Here is a 16,121-nt window from a genome sequence, read left to right on the forward strand (position 1 = left end):
ATGGGTTTATTTTTACGCCAAATTAGGAGAAAAAAGTAAGGGAAAAAACTGGCCTTCCATTTTGTTGCCTTTACTGATTACCGGCACACCTTTCAGTAATTCTTCATCAGTATTTGACACCGTTCCATCCGCAAAAACATTCAGGACAAAGGCTCTTCTGCTCCTGTTTGATTTATTCTCATAACTTCCATGTACCATCAATGGGTGATGAAAAGTAGCGTATCCCGCTTTTAATTCCACTGGAATTGGCTTGAATGCCTCTTTTTGTTCGGGAGTTAAAAATTCCAATAATCCTTCCATTTGTCCTGCAAGTGAAGGTTTTTGTAGCAATCCCCATTTGTGGCTGCCTGGGACATAGTAAATACATCCATTCTCAATTGTAGCATCATCCAAGCCACACCAACAGGTTAGGTGTTGCATTTCTACAGTCCTCGTCCAGTAAGAATAATCCTGATGCCATGCAACCACTCCACCGTGATGGGCGGGTTTACAAAAAAGCTGGTCATGCCAGAATCGGACGCCTTTTTCACCTAACAACTGATGGGCCGCCATCAAGAATGCCGGATTCCAAATGACATCATGAAAGGCTTTTGATATTCTCCAATGGCCAAGGGAATGGAAAAGGACAGTATCGGGATCAGAAGACTCATTGGAATGAAATTCATGAAAAAGATGATGTAGCTGATGTTTGGGATCTGCGACTTCTTCAAGTTCTTTTTTTAATGTCTCAATCTGTTTTTCGTCCAGTAGTTTGATTCCACTTAAATATCCCTGCTCATTGAAAAATTCTACTTGTTCATTGCTAAGACGGTAATGATCCCAGTCCTGTCTGGATTTTGGTTGGGGAAATAAATCAGTAATTGGGTGAGGGTAATTAGATAGGTCTTTCATAAGGTTTGTGGTTAATACAGCTTAATTTACAGACTAAACAGCGAAAGAAAAAAAAGTTTTGTTTGTTTGCTCAACAAATAAACACCTATAGTCTATTAGAATGATTTTATTAAAAAGTTGGGTCTGTATCTTCCAACTTGCTTAATCTTTCCAGAAGTGGAGGGTGTGAATAATTTACAAATACGTACCAAGGGTGGGGGTTGATATTGCTTAGTGTATTAACGGATAAAGTCTTTAAAGCTTCTGCCAGTGGCTTTCCAGCAAAAGTCATTTTGGCAAATTCATCTGCCTCAAATTCATTTTTTCTGCTCAGGATATTCATTCCTATACCCAGGACAGTTGAAATTGGGGAGAATAGCATGGTGAAACCAATAATGTTCAAGTGAATGGCCATTTGGCTTCCTCCAATAGCCAGGCTCATATTTTCGCTGAAAATAAATAAAGAAAGAATGTATAAAAGAATGCCTACCTGTAGGATAGAAGCAATCATACCCAAGATCACATGCTTTTTTTTATAATGGCCAATTTCATGAGCTAAAACAGCCACCAGTTCATCAGGAGTGTGTTGATCTATTAAAGTGTCATATAAAACCACTTTCTTTCTTTTTCCAAACCCAGAGAAGAATGCGTTGGCTTTAGAGGACCTTTTGCTTCCATCGATGACGAAAATATTATCCAATGGGAAGCCAACCGATTGGGCATATCCAATTATCTTGGATTTCAGTTCACCATCTTCCAGTGGAGTAAGTTTATTGAACAAGGGCAGGATAAGGGCAGTATAGAAAAGGTTTACAAAAACCATAAATGCTGCACTGACTAACCAGAACTGCCACCAAAACCCTTTGCCCATATAGTTGATTAAAGTCAGTAGTACGGTAAGTAGTCCACCACCAATCAGTATGGACAAAAAGTAGCCTTTTATTTTGTCACTGATATAAGTGTTTTTTGAGGTTTTATTGAAACCGTATTTTTCTTCTATGCGAAAGGTCTGGTAATAATCAAAAGGTATTGAGAGTGCATCTGAACCAATAAAAATCACGGCGAAAAATAATAAGGAAAGCAGAATGGGATTGTCCACCAAGTTTCTCAACCAATCATCTACCCAGCCAAAGAACCCAAAATAGATAAAGCAAAAAGTTAAGGTAAAGGATACAGTTGAAGTTAAAAGGCCAAAGCGGTAGTTGGTAGTTTGGTATTCCTTTGATTTCAGGAGTTTTTTTCTATCAACATATTCTTTCAATGTATCAGGAACAAAAGGTACGTCCCTCTTTATATTGAGATAGCTTAAGGATTTATCAAAAATAAAACTTATTGTAAGTACAACTAATAATAGGTACTTAATCCAAATGGCTTCCATTAAGGTCTTTCTTAGAATTTAGGACAAGGTAGAATGGTGTCTCGGCTTCTGACTCTGTTTTGGTTTTTATCGGCCAAAAGGAAAGACAAACTGATTTCATGAGCTCCACCTGACTGAATACCAAGCTTTGAGACTGTATAATCAAAACTATATCCCATGCTTATACCGTTGATAAGGTTGACCCCTACCATAAGAACGATGGCATCCCTATTGCTTTGCTGCTCGACAGGACGGTAAGGTAAACCTCTGTACCAAAGACCAATGATCAAAGGTTCTGCGTAAAGATATGCTCCAAGATCAAGCTGTTCAAAAGGTCCCTGTCTTTTATAATTTATGGTGGGCACAATGTAACGCTCTTTGAACATATGGGTGAAATCATTTCTATATCCCCCCGAACCTAATGGTATTTTGTAACCTGTGTGAAAAGAAAGTTTGTAGGGAAGGTTGCTAATACCATTTTCTAGAAAGGATTGATTGGGCTGATTGAGATGGTCTGCAGCTACTCCAAACCAAAATTTATCCGTAAAAAACAGTCCACCAGCAGATAGTGAAAGTAGGTTAACAGGATCTCCAAGTCCAGGAAAATCAGAACCCGGTAATAATGGACCCATAGGGTTGTTTCTGTCAATTTGGTTGGCAAAGACTAAGTTTTCATAAAATCCTATTTCCCTTCTAATATAACTGGCCCTGAATCCAGGCCTGAAATAAGCATTTTCACCTAATCTTAACTCATATGAATATAGACCTGCAACTGTAAAAGACCTAAGTTTGGCCGCACCTTCAGTATCACTCATAACTAAAAGGCCTACTCCACTGTTATATTCATCCAAAAAGGTGTCAAAATAAGCAGAAAATGTTGTAAACTGAGCCTCCAAACCAGGCCATTGGTTTCTATAATTAAAACCAACTCTTGGTAACATTTCTGAACCTGTAAAGGCAGGATTCAAATACAAAGGTGCTGCATAGTATTGACTATATTGAGGGTCTTGAGCTTGTGAGTCAAAAAGTAAAAAAAAGCCTATGACCAGTAAAAAAAGATGATATGGATAAGACCTTTGCAAGTTTTTATACGTTAATTGGTAGAATGAACACATCAAACTAAACGATCAAACCATTTAGTTGTTTTAGTGATTATGGTGTAAAATATGAAAACGTCGACAAATTACATAAATATACATTTATTTTTCTTTTTCTTAAGTTTGATATTTTGTTTATCGGCAATACAAAATACCTCGGCTCAGGGATTTAATAACAATCAATGGATTTTTGGTTATTGCGAGTCTGACCAGGAAAACAGTTACTTATCTTTTGGAAGAGGGGAAGATCCGGTAGTCAGGACATTGCCTGGAAATGTTATAGTTGGCCAGAACAATAATGCCATTGCTATTGATCCAATTTCCGGTAATACCATTTTTTACACTAATGGGGAATTGATTTATGATGGTGACAATGAACCAATGGAGGGTATGGCGCCAGGGATAAATGGTGATTTTGAAGGAAGGCAAAAAGTAGCAATTGGAACTCTTTCTTATGATCCACTTGGAGACAGATTATTTTATGTATTTTATCTTAGTCCAACAGGCCAACTTCAATATGCTGTCATTGATATGAATGCTCCAGGGCAAGCATTGCCGAATCAACCCCCTTTAGGACAGGTGATTGATAAAAATATTACCATAGCAAATGGAGCTTCCGGAGCCATTTTGGTCGTAAAAACGCCCCAGTCTTCCTCTTATCTGATTAGTTTTAGTAATGGTCAATTGGTGTCTAGAAGAATTGAACCCACCCAAGGTGATTTTACTGAAAGTGGCAATGTTTCATTCCCATTTACTCCTAAAGCTATTGTATTTGAGGAATCCACTGGGAAGCTTATTTTAATTCCGGAAAATGCCGGCGATGATATTGCAGTGGTTGATTTTGATGCTTCCACCGGGTCTTTCGGGTCAATTTCTACGGTTTCCCAATCAGGTGGTACAGATGCTATAGAGGGTGGGGCCATTTCGCCCGATGGGCAATTTCTTTACTTCTCAAGGGGCAATCAGCTTTTAAGGGTTCCCATCAATGACCTGGATGCAGAACCAGAAGTCATGCCCATAGAAGTGATAGTGGATAGGATTTTTGATGTCAAAGTTGGCCCGGATGGTCGGCTTTACTATATTTATGAGGAAACGGTCGGAGGACCTCAGTTAATCGGGAGGGTAAATAATCCAAATGAGACCGACTTGGACGAGCTGGATATTGAGGAGGACCCATTTAATGGTACAGATTTTTGTGGTCGTGTTTTTCCGCAGTTTGCCCCAAACCAAGATATTAATCCTCAGGTTGATTTTACATGGGAACCTGAAGAACCTTGTAGCAATAACCCTATACAATTAACCAGTGTCATCACACCTGAAAATTACAGGCCTGTAAGCTTTGAATGGACTTTTAATCCACCATTAACCGATGAAGATGGCCAGCCTATTGATATTGATTTCAATCAAGAGCACTTGCTGATACCTGAAGAGGCTACCGCCAATCAAAGTATTCAGGTTACTCTTACAGTGACCTTTGCTGACGGAAATACAGTTACAGTACCCAAAACCATAAGGCTAACAGAAAATAATCTACAGGCCAATTTCAGTGCTCAGGATACCACTGTTTGTGAGGGAGCTTGTGTGGATATAGGCTCATTGCTGGAAGTTCAGCAAGGTGGAGGCCAAGGAGGACAAGCCCCAGGTGTGGGGGGTGGCCAAGGAGGCAATTATGAGTATTTTTGGTCCAATAGAAGGGAAGAGGGTTGGGTCCAAGACCAAAATAATTGTGTTGACCGACCAGGACTATATTGGGTTTTGGTAAGGGAACAGGGTTCCGATTGTTATGCCTATGCCGAGATAAGGGTACGTATTTGGGATCTTCCTGATCAAAGCAATAATATTTGGTACTTTGGAAACGGGGCCGGATTGGACTTCAATCCTGATCCGGATGACCCCAATGCACCAGTTCCCAGGCCTGTGAGCCATAATCAAAATATTCCTGCAGGAACTACCACTATTTCTGATGAGACCGGTCAGGTATTGTTTTTTACAGATGGAGAATCCGTGTGGGATCTCAACGGGGATTTAATGAATAACGGAGAAAATATTGGGGGGAATAATCAGGCTTCAGAAGGTGTAATTGCTGTACCCGTTCCCCAAAATCAGACAATTTTCTACGTGTTTACCTCCCAAAGGGCAGCAGATGGAAGTAATAGGGTCAGCTATTCAGTTGTGGACATTAAGACAGATAACCCCACTGGGGTTGGAAGTGTAGTCACCAAAAATAATTTTCTGTTCAGTCCCAGTACTGAACATTCTGCAGCGCTGGCTTCTGGTGATACGACCTGGGTTTTATTCCATGAATTGGGCAATAACACTTTCCGTGCATATCCAGTCAGCCAATTTGGGATCGGTCAGCCAGTTTTTTCATCTGTTGGATCTAATCATGGATTTAATACCGGTGTTGGAAGTATGAAATTCAGCCCCGATGGCAGCCAAGTAGCTGTTACAATTCAAGATGGAAACTGTTCAAGATTAGAGATTTTCAATTTCAACCAAAGCACTGGAAGGCTTACAGAATATGCTCAATTGGATTTGGGATGTACCGGTGAAGAAATTTATGGTTTGGAGTTTTCCAATGATGGAAGCAGGGTGTTTGTATCATTTTCAGGGAGCCCTGGAAAGATTGAGGAATACCTTATCAAGCGGCCTGATTCTGCCATACAGGGTGAAGATTTAGATACCAATCTTTCCTGTTTTGATTGTTTTAACAATGCAAACACAAGGGCACAAAGGGAATCTTGTATTTTGGCTACAAGGAATGTTTTAAGTACTTCTGGGCCATTTGGTGCATTGCAGGTTGGTCCTGATGGGCAGATATATGTCGCAAGGCCCGGTGCCAACGAAATTACTACCATCAATCCAGGAGTAAATTGCATTGACAGTTTTTATTCTGAGCAAGGAATTATCTTGTCGCCTGGAACTTCCATGACTTTAGGCCTTCCTGCTTTTGTACAGCAATCAGGGAGTAGCATTCCAGAACCTGCCTTGGCAGGACCGGAAAGAATTTGCTATGATCCGGAATTTGGAGCTCTGGCTTTATTTGAAGGTGGAGGTGAACCTGATATTGACAGTTATTTTTGGACGATAGTTCATGAAGATGGAGAAGTTATTATTTCTGAATTGGGAGGACCTGGAGAACAATTCCAGAATCTTGAGCAGTCCTTACCGAGGGCAGGGATTTATACGGTTACCCTTCGGGTGGATAGATGTGGGGATCCTGAGTATTTTAGAGAGGAGATTGTAGTGGAAGTAGTCGATGCCCCTGAAATTACCTTGCCGGATGAATTCACTCTTTGTGTAGGAAACCCTGTCCAGCTGACAGCTATAGATGGGTATGATCCTGCAGAGGGGTTGTATGATTTTGAGTGGAGAAATGCTGCAGGTCAGTTAATCGGTGATCAGAACAGCAATACCATTGAAGTAAGTGAAGAAAGTATTTATACAGTTACGGTCAGGTACAGGGTGCCCGAAGGATTAACCGAAGCCGAATTTGATGTTTGTCCTGCCAGTAAATCAGTTTTTGTAGGCCCGGCATTTGATTTTGATCTTACCCAAAGTGCCGAGGAAGTTTGCTATGATGAGCCTTTGGTAGTCTTTGCTCCAAATACACCAATTTCCGGAGAATGGTTTTACAGACCTGCCGGTTCGCCAAATAGAGTTTCCTTAGGAGTTGCTTTTGAATTGGAGCTGATTCCTTCAACACTACCTTCACCGGGAGAGTATGAGATTGTATTTTTGGCCGAAGACCCTTTGGTTGAAGGATGTTTTGTTGAAAAAGTTGCACCGCTAACTATTTTTCCATTACCAGAAGTTGAAGTGGTGATTCTGGCTGATTCCGATGATTGTGTCAATCCTAATGGAAGTTTTACAATAACAGCATTGTCATCCATACAAAGTCTTGAAGTGATGGAATTAGGACAGAGCTATGGCCCATTGGCTGCAGGTGAAAGCCTACCTCCTTTCACTGACCTTGAGCCTGGATTATATACATTACAGTTGCGCAATGAATTTAATTGTGAATTTGTGCAATCTGTGACCATCCGTAACCTTAATCCTCCTCAGGGAATTGAAGGTTATGAGGTTACCTCTGTATCTGAAACCTGTGATGTACAAGTGGTACAGGAAGGACAAATAGTTATTAGTTTTGCCAATGGACCAGTATCAGGAACATATCAGATTGTCAGACAAGGTGATGGTGCCGTATTCTCAGATTCATTTACAAATTCTGAACAGATATCAGTCAATGTTCCGGCAGGAATTTATGCAGTTGAGGTGGAAGATGAGAATGGCTGTTCTGTGCCATTTGACCAGCTTTTGGAAGTAGAACAAGTAAATTTTGTTGATTTTACGGTTCCATCAAATGTGGAAGCTTGCGGAACTTTTGTCTTTACACCTCAGTCTCCAGATCAACTTGTCTATACTTTAAGAAATAATTCAGGCAATACCATTCAGGCCAATCAAGACGGAAGTTTTACATTGACAGAAACAGGTAATTATTTTATTCTGGGGGAAGATCCAAGCGGTGTTGATTGTTCTTTGGAAAGGGAGATCAATCTGGTAATTATTGCTCCGCCTGTGTTTAATTTGGTTGGACCAAGAATTGACTGTGATCTCGGGATATACTATGAGGCTGTTTTGGGTCCTAATGAGGATCCAAATCAAGTATTCATTTTTTGGTTGGATTCAAATAGTCGCGTAGTAAGTAGAAATCCATTGTTTTTCCCGAGGGCAACTGGAGAGTATTTCCTGGAAGTTCAGCCGAGAACAGGGGCACTTTGTGAAAATCAATCAATTTCATTTATTGTAGATGATATAACTCCTGAGATTAATGTAGAACTAGTGGCTGAACCATTTTGTGCAGATGATCCCTTTACCATCATTTCCATTATTGCTGATTTGTCTGATGTTGCAAGAGTTGAATGGTATGAAATTGTCAACGGGGAAAGAGTATCCCAACAAAATTGGCTTGGATTGGAAGATGTAGTGGTATTGGAAAATGGAATCTTTGAAGTGTTATTGATTAATGGTGATGGCTGTGTAGTGGGGTCGGATCAAATTGAAATAATTCAATCTACGATCATTCCACCTGTCCTGGAGTCAAGATATGAAATTTGTGCTCCTGAAGGTGTAACTTTCGAAATAAACCCAGGTGAATACCCCAACTATTCTTGGCAATTGGGGGATGAGGAAGTGTCTAATTCACCTACATTTACCCCTGTAATTCCAGGGCAATATGTATTGATTGTATCAGATGACCAAGGCTGTGAGTTTGTTGTCAGATTTGATGTGGTGGAAAACTGTGAAATCGGGGTTCGGATTCCAAATGCCATAATATTGGGTGATGAAGAAAGGAATTTCAGGATATTCCCAACTGAATTTGTGGATGAATTGGAAGTATTTATCTATAATAGATGGGGGGAATTGATTTTTTATTGTGAAAATTCGAACATAAATGGGGAAACTGAGCTTTGTACTTGGGACGGTATTGTCAATGGCAGATTTGTTCCGATAGGTTCATATCCTGTTGTGGTCAATTATGGAAGTACCCGTCAAAATGTCAAGAGAACTTTAAAAAGCGCAATAGTAGTTATACAGTAAATATTTATATGATTACCTTAATTTCACCAGCTAAAACACTTGATTTAAGTATAACAGAAGTAAAATTAAACAGCCAGCCAGAATTTGTGCAACAAACGTTGGAGTTGGTGGACATTATGAAGAGGAAAAGCTCTCAGGATCTTATGCAGTTGATGGGAATCAGTGAAAAGCTAGCTCAATTGAATAAATCCAGGTACCAGGAATTTCAAGAAAAATTTATTCCTGAAAACTCCAAACAAGCCATATTGGCATTCAAGGGAGATGTATATACCAAAATTGATGTTGAGAATTATTCGGTGGAGGATTTTGAATTTGCCCAAAAACATTTGAGAATTCTTTCTGGATTATATGGGCTATTGAAGCCTATGGATCTGATTCAGCCTTATCGACTTGAGATGGGGATAAGATTGAAAAATAGAAGAGGTAAAAATCTTTATGAATTTTGGGGACAAAGGATCGCTAAAACGATCAATCAGGCTTCCAATGGTAGTCCCATAATTAATTTAGCTTCTCAGGAATATTTCAAAGCAGTTGATACTTCTAAGTTGGGCTCCAATGTTATTTCCCCTGTTTTCAAGGAGTACAGAAATGGGAAATACCAGATTATTGGATTGTTTGCCAAACAGGCCAGAGGATTAATGACCGACTATATTATTAAAAACAGAATCAATGAACCTGAACAATTGAAGGTCTTTAATGCAGAAAGGTATGAGTTTAAAGAGGAGATGGAAAATGGAGAGTGGTTGTTTGTTAGGTAGTTACTTATAAAATCCCCTATTCGAGCGTATAAAATTTGTATTAGAAATTCAAAAAAATGTAATATATGTTATTTGAATGTTTGGGTTAATGATTTAATTTTCAGTAATGTTTTGATACTTGGTATGGAAGCGAAGAAATAATATGAAAAGTAGACTAAAACACCTACCAATATTCTTTTTATTTATTGGAGGAATGTATTTTTTTTGGTCTAATCAATTTATTGAAAGTTATGCTAAATCAGATATTAATTATCGTGATTTAAATTTTTCTAATGAAGAACTAGGGATAACAGGTCCTGATGAATTGTGTTTATACTATGGAAGTATTATAGGAGATTTTTCAGGTGGAGGCTTGGCCACGGACGTTTTTTCTTGGAAGATTTTCAACGAAAAAGGCGTTCTACTGGCAGATAGAGATGGTGGATTTCAAATATTTAGTTATACATTTTCAGAAGAAGGAAATTATACGATTGAATTGAATGTAAGAAGAGGGTCAGTTCCTATTTTTTCTGATTCAAAGTTAATTAGGATTAATAGGGGAGTAGATTTAATTTTACAAGATAGTTATCTAATCTGCGAGGATGGTTCAGTTGAGTTGATGTTGATAAATCCTAATGATCCAGAGTTACTTGATTTTTTTATTGAATGGAAGGACCAAAATGGTCAAACAATCGGTAATGGTAATAGCTTAAAAGTTGACAAGCCTGGAGTATTTGTAGCTGAATTTTTTACTAAAAATGATAAGGGACAGATTATTTGTCCTTTTTCTAAATTTACTTCAGTTTCTATTCCTCAAGATTATACAATAGCTATTTCCAAACCAAATGTTTGTTTCAATTGGGAAGAAATTACCCTAAGTACTGATATACCTGTGCCTGGATCCTGGTATTATGAAAAAGTTGGTACTGGTAATCGGGTTTTATTAGGAGAAAAAAATAATTTGATATTTAATGTCCTTTATGATCTTGAGGGAATAGGTGACTATGAATTTGTATTTGTTCCAGATAACTCAACAAATACTTTCTGTAAACTGGAAGACAGCTTAGTATTTTCTGTACTTCCCCAAGGGGAAATATTAGTTGAAGTAGAGAGAAATTCAGGTAATTGTTTACAAGGAGATGGAGAAGTCCAGATCCAAATACTTTCTGAATTAGATAGATTGTTTGTTTATAAGTTGGATGAAATTATTTATGACCAAGTTTCTTTGAGTCCTACATCTGGCCCAATAATTTTGTCTGACTTGAGTTCTGGGGTTTATAGCGTTGTAATATATTCTGGAATTTGCACACAATTTTTTCCTTTTATTGTTGGTTTGGATGAAGAGCCAAGGAATATACTTTTCGAAATCATTGAAAAAGTGGATGAAACTTGTACTGATAAAGGTAAAGAAAATGGTAGGATTAAGATCAAATTGTTAAATGGACCATTTTTTGGAAAATATAGGATCTTAAGCATAAATGGTCTGCCATTTACTGAAGAAGAATTACCAGGATCATTTGGAACAATAGCTGACAAAGATGAATTTGAAATAGATCTACCAAATGGGACATATTTCCTTGAATTGATAGATGAAAATGGATGTGTATTTCCATTTTCTGAATCGTTTTTTATTGCAAGAAAGGACCTAGTTTCATTTGATGTTCCAGTTAGACTCAATATTTGTGGAGAATTTGAATTATTTCCCAATACAGATCAGAATTTGAGGTTTGAATTGGTGTATCCCGATAACACGATTGTTTCTAAAATTACAGGTGAACCATTTACTATAAGGGAGGGGGGAGATTATATCATTAAAGGCTTTGAAACTGATTTAAATAGAGCTTTATGTCCTAGAGAGTTCGCTTTCAGGGTTATAGCAAATGATGCTATAAATTATGAACCCAAATTGGTAAATCAGGATTGTTTTGGAAATAAAACTTATGAAGCAGAGATTTTTGGACGTGACCCGAGCAATTTAATTTTTACTTGGTACAATGAATTAGATCAAGTGGTAGGAAATGGCAGATTTTTATTCCCCACTTCTTTTGGGGAATTTAAATTGGATGTGCAGTTAAGAAATTCAGAACCATGTAATAATCCTCCCAAGAGATTTATTGTAAGCCAGCCTGTATTTCAAGTAGAGGTTGAGATTCTTGAATCCCAGTATTGTTATAATTCAAGATATTCAATCCTCAAAGTTGAAACGAATTTTCAAGAAGCAAATTTTTTTGAGTGGATCTATATAGACAGGTTTGGAAACTCTACTGACCTACCCCAGTTTCAGGGACAATCAGAAATCAAAATTGAAAAATACGGCTTTTATGAAGTTGTAGTTTACAATAAATCAGGTTGTGAAATAGGTAGAAAAATTGAAAATATTGTCGAACTGGAAGATGTTGCGGATTTTTTTCTACCTGAAGAATTAACTGTTTGCGATAATTACAATCTTTTTTTGGATTCACCTTTGGATATTGAATTTATTGTTACCAAACCATCAGGAGATCAGATCACAATAAGTAAAGGCAGTGCAATTTTTCTTGATATAGAAGGGGGGTATATAGTGGAGTCTAAAGCACTGGACCCAAACAGTCCACTTTGTAAGATGATAAAAAAATTAAATGTCACCATAGTCGAGCCAATCAATTATGAACCATCGTTATTCAGCGAAGACTGTGAGGGTAATTTGATTTATAAAGCTGAAATATTATTTGAAGACCCTGCACTTTATGATTTTTATTGGTATGATTCAATTGGTAATGAAGTGGGTAAAGATCAATTTTTCCAACCATCAAATTTTGGTATCCATCAATTGGAAGTAAGGCCTAAGGGGAGTATGTCATGTTCTTTACCACCTAAAAAATTCATAATACAAGAACCGGTAATCTCTATTGACATAAAATTAGAGTCATTTCCAATTTGCCCTGATCCTGGTTTCACCTTTATTTACCTGAAGGGAGACTTAGGACAATTTGAAGGTAACATCAAGTGGTATTTTACTGATTCCATAGGGATAAGAAGTGAACGAGTAGATCTTCAAAATGAATCTGTGATTGCGGTAATGACTGAGGGTTTATATGAAGCTGAAGTTTATAATCAATTAGGTTGTCTTTTAGGTTTTGATAAGACTTTGGTTAATATTGTTCAGGATAATATTAGACCAATTATTGAGGAGGAGTATGTTTTCTGTTCAATTTATGGGCAAATTCCTGTAATCGATCCTGGGCTGTTTAGCCATTATGAGTGGTATTTAGATGAAAATCTAGTCCAAGAGGGAAATTATTTCAGCCCATTTGCTGAAGGTAATTATACGTTAATTGTAACCAGCAATGATGGCTGTAGATATACTACTAAATTCACTGTAAAAGAGGATTGTGGCCTACAATTGATGTTTCCAAATGCAATTATACCCCAAGATCCAGATAGAAGCTTTTTGGTTTATTCCAACAACCTGATTGATGAACTCAAAATTTGGATTTATAATAAATGGGGGCAATTATTATTCTATTGTAATGATTCTGATACAATTGAAAATAAAGCATCTTGTCCATGGGATGGCACTTTTAGCGGACAAATTGTTCCTCCTGGATCCTATGTTGTAAAAATAGAATACAAAAATAAAAGCGATCATTCTGTTCAATCAGTAACCCGGAGCCTTATGGTTCTAAATTATAGTAAATAATGTATTATTATTCAAAATAAAATATTGAATTTGAGCATGTTTGCTTTATTTTTTTCAACGGCAAAAAACTAATTCAAATATTTTTTTATATTTTCCGGATTATTCAACCAATCATCCAATAATTTAAGTCAGTTTCAACCTTTTAAACCCAACTCGAATGAACGAAAACATCAACAAGAGTGCCTTGTTCAATGCAAGTTGCTTGGCCCTTATCACCACCGCTCTTTCATTTTCTATCCGTGCAGGTATCCTTCCGCAATTAGGAGCTGAATTCGGTCTATCAGCAGAACAACTTGGATTTATTAATTCTATGTGGTTCCTTGGATTCCCAATTTCCATGATTTTAGGAGGGATCTTCTACCATACTGTAGGACCTAAAAATATCATGCGAATCGCCTTTGTTGCCCATACATTGGGTATTGTTTTGACAATCTATGCTGATGGTTATGCTCTTCTATTGATATCCACTTTGTTTATTGGATTTGGTAATGGTTGTACGGAAGCTGCTTGTAACCCAATGATTGCAGACATGTACTCTGGCGTGACACTTAATAAAATGTTGAATAGATTCCATATGTGGTTCCCAGGTGGTATAGTTATTGGTGCCCTGGTATCCAAATTCATGACAGATGCTGCTTTTAGCTGGCAAGCTCAAATGTGGATGATCATGATCCCAACTATCGCTTATGCAGTCTTGTTTTTTGGAAAAGCTTTCCCAAAACCAACTGTAGAAGGCGTAACTTCTCTTTCCAGCAACGTGAAGGCCATGTTTTCTCCTGTGTTTATTTTCTTGTTCATTTGCATGGCTCTGACCGCGATCTCAGAATTCGGACCTCAGCAGTGGGTTAATATCGTAATGAGTGAAAGCGGTGCCAGCGGAATGTTGATCTTGGCATTGACTACTGGTATTATGGCAGTGGGGAGGTTCTTTGCCGGACCTGTTGTGAAAAAATTAGGTCAAACTGGTGTTCTATTGGGAGGAGCAATCTTCGCAGCAATAGGTATCTACCTGTTTAGCGTTGTTACTGGACCTATGGCTTATTTGGCCGCGGTATTTTTTGCTATAGGAGTTTGTTACTTCTGGCCCGTTATGGTGGGAGCTGTTGCCCAAAGAGTGCCACTAAGTGGTGCATTAGGGATGTCTATTATAGGTGGAGTCGGAATGTTTTCCACCGCAATTTTCCAACCGATTATCGGTAAATGGATTGATTCTGCAAGACTTCTACATGATACAGAATTGGCGGCAGGCCAGGCAACTCTTTTGAAAATGGTGTCATTCCCGGGTATCTTGATCGTACTCTTTATCATTTTCTTTATATGGCAGAAGAATGCCAAACCAGCAGAAGATGTTTCAGCACATTAATATGAAGTAAAATTTAAGCAGCCCATTCGGGCTGCTTTTTTCTTGTTATGGACAAATTTATTATTAGTTTTTTTCTTCTAATCCTGATTTCATATCCTTCAACAGGACAAGTTGAAGGCCCGATTCGGATTTCAGATAATCAGAGATATTTTCAAAATCCAGACGGAACGCCATTCTTTTGGATGGCAGATACTGCCTGGGAGCTCTTTCATAGAACTACCAGAGAGGAAGCCAAGTATTATCTCGAAACAAGGGCAATGCAAGGTTTCAATGTAGTCCAAGCTGTAGCTTTGGCCGAATTAGATGGATTAAATACCCCTAATAGCTATGGAAATACTCCATTTTTATCTTTAAACCCGTTTGAATACAACGAAAAGTATTGGGAATATATTGATGAAATAATTGATTTGGCAGAAGAAAAGGGAATTCATATCGCTCTTTTACCTACTTGGGGAGATAAGCTTTTCAAAAACACTTGGGGAGAAGGCCCCGAGATTTTCAATGAAAAAAATGCATATCAATTTGGAAATTGGTTAGGTAAAAGGTTAGCAAACAAGAAAAATCTAATTTGGGTAATTGGAGGGGACAGGAATCCAAGAAAGGATTCCAATGATAAGGAAATCTGGAATTTGATGGCTAAAGGTATTAAAGATACCGCAAAACCTGATAACCCAATTTTGATGACTTTTCACCCTCAGCCTAATTGGCCTGCCGGATCATCTACCTGGTTTCATGAGGAAAGATGGTTGGATTTCAATATGCAACAAACCGGACATTGTCCTAACCAACCGACTTTTAGGATTATTGAACATGATTACCAGCTTCTGCCCTTAAAACCTACATTAGACGGGGAACCATTGTACGAAGAACATCCTAATTGTTTTAATGCCAAAGAACTTGGATATAGTAATCCAGATGATATAAGAAGAATAATGTACTGGAATGTTTTCGCAGGGGCAGCTGGACAGACCTATGGTTGTCATGCTGTTTGGCAAATGTTTACACTCGAAAGAAAACCGATCAATGGACCTTTAAAGCCTTGGCAAGTTTCCCTTGATTTGCCAATGGCCAATCAGGTGAAACATTTAAAGAAGCTAATGCTTTCCCAATCCTATTTTACAAGAATTCCTGATTTCAGTATTGTTTTGGACCAACAGGAGGATGATGAAAATTTTGTAATCGCAACTAGAGACCTCAATCATACATTCCTGATGGTATATTTTCCAACCGGAAAATCAGTTAATCTTGATTTATCAAGTTTTTCAGAAATTATGCAAGCAAAATGGTTTGATCCAAGGACAGGTGTTTCATTTGATTATTCAGGAACACCTCTTAGAAATGAAAATAAAAGGATTAATCCTCCCTCATCAGGTAAAGGGAATGATTGGGTCTTGGTAGTAAGCAGGCAGTGATATCA

General features: G+C 38.0%; 8 protein-coding genes. 5 read left to right on the forward strand and 3 right to left on the reverse strand.

The window, feature by feature from the left end; translation table 11 throughout:
* Positions 1 to 12: 12 nt before the first annotated feature.
* From CLV48_RS15220 to CLV48_RS15230, 3 genes are all read right to left on the reverse strand, one after another.
* Positions 13 to 891 (reverse strand): phytanoyl-CoA dioxygenase family protein, encoded by an 879-nt coding sequence (locus CLV48_RS15220; RefSeq protein WP_106568156.1) that lies wholly within the window; start codon positions 889 to 891, stop codon positions 13 to 15.
* Positions 892 to 1,000: 109 nt separating this feature from the next.
* On the reverse strand, positions 1,001 to 2,248 hold the full coding sequence (locus tag CLV48_RS15225) for a M48 family metallopeptidase (RefSeq protein ID WP_106568157.1): 1,248 nt from the start codon (positions 2,246 to 2,248) through the stop codon (positions 1,001 to 1,003).
* An 11-nt stretch (positions 2,249 to 2,259) separates the two neighbouring features.
* The gene (locus tag CLV48_RS15230) at positions 2,260 to 3,309 is read right to left on the reverse strand and encodes a PorP/SprF family type IX secretion system membrane protein (protein WP_106568158.1); all 1,050 of its coding nucleotides are present in this window, start codon (positions 3,307 to 3,309) and stop codon (positions 2,260 to 2,262) included.
* Between the two features lie 84 nt (positions 3,310 to 3,393).
* Here CLV48_RS15230 and CLV48_RS15235 point away from each other — a divergent pair, with 84 nt between their 5' ends.
* The 5 genes from CLV48_RS15235 to CLV48_RS15255 all read left to right on the forward strand — a co-directional run bounded on the left by CLV48_RS15235 (position 3,394) and on the right by CLV48_RS15255 (position 16,116).
* Entirely contained in the window at positions 3,394 to 8,925 is a 5,532-nt protein-coding gene (locus CLV48_RS15235; protein ID WP_106568159.1) for a gliding motility-associated C-terminal domain-containing protein, read from the forward strand.
* A gap of 8 nt (positions 8,926 to 8,933) precedes the next feature.
* Entirely contained in the window at positions 8,934 to 9,683 is a 750-nt protein-coding gene (gene yaaA / locus CLV48_RS15240) for a peroxide stress protein YaaA (protein WP_106568160.1), read from the forward strand.
* A 142-nt stretch (positions 9,684 to 9,825) separates the two neighbouring features.
* A complete protein-coding gene (locus tag CLV48_RS15245) occupies positions 9,826 to 13,341 on the forward strand; it encodes a T9SS type B sorting domain-containing protein (protein WP_106568161.1) in 3,516 nt (1,171 codons plus the stop codon).
* A 157-nt stretch (positions 13,342 to 13,498) separates the two neighbouring features.
* On the forward strand, positions 13,499 to 14,704 hold the full coding sequence (locus tag CLV48_RS15250) for an MFS transporter (protein ID WP_106568162.1): 1,206 nt from the start codon (positions 13,499 to 13,501) through the stop codon (positions 14,702 to 14,704).
* Positions 14,705 to 14,751: 47 nt separating this feature from the next.
* On the forward strand, positions 14,752 to 16,116 hold the full coding sequence (locus CLV48_RS15255) for a glycoside hydrolase family 140 protein (RefSeq protein ID WP_106568163.1): 1,365 nt from the start codon (positions 14,752 to 14,754) through the stop codon (positions 16,114 to 16,116).
* Positions 16,117 to 16,121 lie beyond the last annotated feature (5 nt).

Origin of the sequence: Cecembia rubra (assembly GCF_003014575.1) — a bacterium.
In the GTDB taxonomy this organism is placed as follows: Bacteria; Bacteroidota; Bacteroidia; order Cytophagales; family Cyclobacteriaceae; genus Cecembia_A; species Cecembia_A rubra.